The sequence below is a fragment of the Planktothrix sp. FACHB-1355 genome, assembly GCF_014748295.1.
Lineage (GTDB): Bacteria > Cyanobacteriota > Cyanobacteriia > Cyanobacteriales > Aerosakkonemataceae > Aerosakkonema > Aerosakkonema funiforme_A.
Genome location: NZ_JACJUP010000988.1, coordinates 1 through 2,658, shown reverse-complemented (window position 1 = coordinate 2,658; position 2,658 = coordinate 1). Strand labels below are relative to the sequence as shown.

The 2,658-nt window shown below is 42.7% G+C and carries 2 protein-coding genes; both read left to right on the top strand.

Annotated elements, in window-relative coordinates; translation table 11 throughout:
- The coding region (locus H6S82_RS27945; RefSeq protein ID WP_191057088.1) for a CHASE2 domain-containing protein at positions 1 to 1,717 on the top strand (1,717 nt) is incomplete at its 5' end.
- Positions 1,701 to 2,658: glycosyltransferase family 4 protein (locus H6S82_RS27940; RefSeq protein WP_191057087.1), on the top strand; the 958-nt coding region annotated here is incomplete at its 3' end. The genes H6S82_RS27945 and H6S82_RS27940, both read left to right, overlap by 17 nt.

The window sequence follows — 2,658 nt, the reverse complement described above, 5'->3', positions numbered from 1 at the left end:
AACCATAGAGAGTTTGGCGCTGAGATTGGCTTTTATTTATCTTGAGGCAAAAGGCATCAAACCTAAAGGCGCTGCTGAAAATCAAGATTATTTGCAATTGGGTCAAACGGTGTTTGTTCCTTTTGAGGCCAATGATGGCGGCTATGTAAGTGCTGATGCCAGAGGATATCAGATTCTGCTAAACTATCGCGGGCCGGCTGGTACTTTCAAGAGCGTGTCTTTGATGGATGTACTGGAGAATCGCATCCCGTCCGACTTGATGCGCGATCGCATCGTGATGATCGGCTCAACGGCAGACAGCCTCAACGATCTCCTCTACACTCCTTACAGCAGCAGTATCATCGGCATTCCCAAGCGAACTTCTGGAGTGGAAGTTCACGCCAATCTAACAAGCGCGATTTTGAGCGCCGCACTAGAAGGTCGTCCCTTAATCAAAAGTTGGCCAGAGTGGCTGGAGTGGCTGTGGATTTTTGCTGCTGCCGCTATTGGTGCTATTTTAAGTTGGATACGCCGATATAAGGGAGGTGTGGCCAAATTTTCCATCCGGAGAACGGCTAGTATGCTGTTGGCAGTGGGAAGTATAGTGTCGATCGGCTACCTATCATTCCTGCAAGGTTGGTGGATTCCTGTAGTTCCGCCAGTACTGGCTTTTGCAGGATCTGCGATGGCCATTACCAGTTATATTGCCCGTACAGCAGGAGAAATTCGCAACACTTTTAGTCGCTACCTTACCGATGAAGTTGTAGCCAGTTTGCTTGAGTCACCCCAAGGATTGAAGTTGGGCGGCGAGAGACGTAAAATTACAATTTTAATGTCAGATTTAAGAGGATTTTCCGCCGTATCCGAACGTTTGCCACCGGAAACAGTTGTTTCGATGTTAAACATCTACCTGGGGGATATGGCTGATGTGATTATGAAGTACCAAGGCACCATTGACGAGTTCATCGGCGATGCCATTTTAGTCATTTTTGGTGCGCCGACAAAAAGAGAAGATGATGCCGAAAGAGCAGTTGCTTGCGCCATAGCTATGCAGCTGGCTATGGATACTGTTAACCAAAAGAACGATCGCTTGGGCTTGCCCAGAATAGAAATGGGTATTGGCATCAACACAGGTGAAGTTGTAGTCGGAAATATCGGTTCATCGAAACGCGCTAAATATGGTGTAGTTGGCAGTCATGTCAACCTCACTGCTCGCATAGAATCTTACACATTGGGGGGCGAAATTTTAATTTCCGAGGATACTCGCAAAGATGTAGGTGACATCCTACAAGTAGATGGGGATTTCCCAGCACAGCCAAAAGGGTTTAACGAGCTTATCACCATTTATGAAGTAGGAGGTATCGATGGGAAGTACAACCTCAAACTGCCCAAACAAGAAGATTTACTCATCAAACTAAAAGACGAATTACCCGTACAATATGGCGTTCTGAAAGATAAGCATTTAGATGGCAGTACGTCCAAAGGAACCTTAGTTAAGCTGTCAGCCAAAGGTGCTGAACTGCACTCAGATATTATGCTCAAAGCACGAGAAGATAATATTAAGATGAGCTTCTTAACTGGCTCGGATAGAACGACAATAGTAGGAGATATTTATGGTAAGGTTTTGAGAAAAAATAAATATGAAGAAAATAGTTATTACATCGTTTTTACTAATATTTCACCGGAGGCAAAAGCGATAATTAACCAAATTTATAATAATTATGGAAAGACAAACTGAAAAACAAATTAAAGTCTTGAGCCTGAATCATTACATAATGGGGCACGCTACTTATCAGAATATATTGGAAAAAACATTTCAAGAACATATACAAAAAATTGAGTTTAACTCATTGCATTTACCAGATTACTTCAAAGGAGATTTCCTGGGTAGAGTTGTTTACTGGCTGCTGAGCAAACAGCTACCTGGGGCTCAGAAAGTAGATTATGACTTTCATAGATTTCGGACTGAGTTAGCTACTTCCTTCTTTGCGCGTCGCTGTTTAGAACGCGCTTTAAAAAATTACCAGCCAGATGTTCTTCACCTTCATACCCAAGCAATTGCTTACCTTGCCGCTCCCCTATTAAAAAAGTTTCCCTCTGTAGTTTCAATAGACAACACCGCAGCGTTACTCTCAAGGGATCGACCATTTCCATCTCCTATTACTTGTAGACCGATCGTAGAAGTTGAGCGTCAATGCTTTAGAGCAGCAGACCATATCATTACTTGGTCAGAACGAGCGCGACGCTCTGTAATAGATGATTATGGGATTTCACCAACAAAAGTTACTCATATTCATCCAGGTGTGCCCTTAGAGCTTTTCTTTGGCATAACCCCTAAAGAAAAATCTATTCATAGTAAGCCTCGGCTGCTATTTGTTGGCAATGACTTTGTACGTAAAGGCGGAGAAGATGTCCTAGCAGTCTTTATGGAATCTCTAAGCGATATATGCGAACTTGATATTGTTACCAATGCTTTTGTAAACTTAAGTACTACAACGAATGTCAGAATCCATCGAGGTATTGGTGCATTTTCTCCAGAAATTATAAAATTATATGCAGCAGCAGATATATTTGTGATGCCTACTCATGAGGAAGTATATGGAATAGTGTTTACAGAAGCGATGGCAGCGGGTTTACCTTGTATTGGTACTAAAGTTATGGAGATCGGAAGAGCGTCGT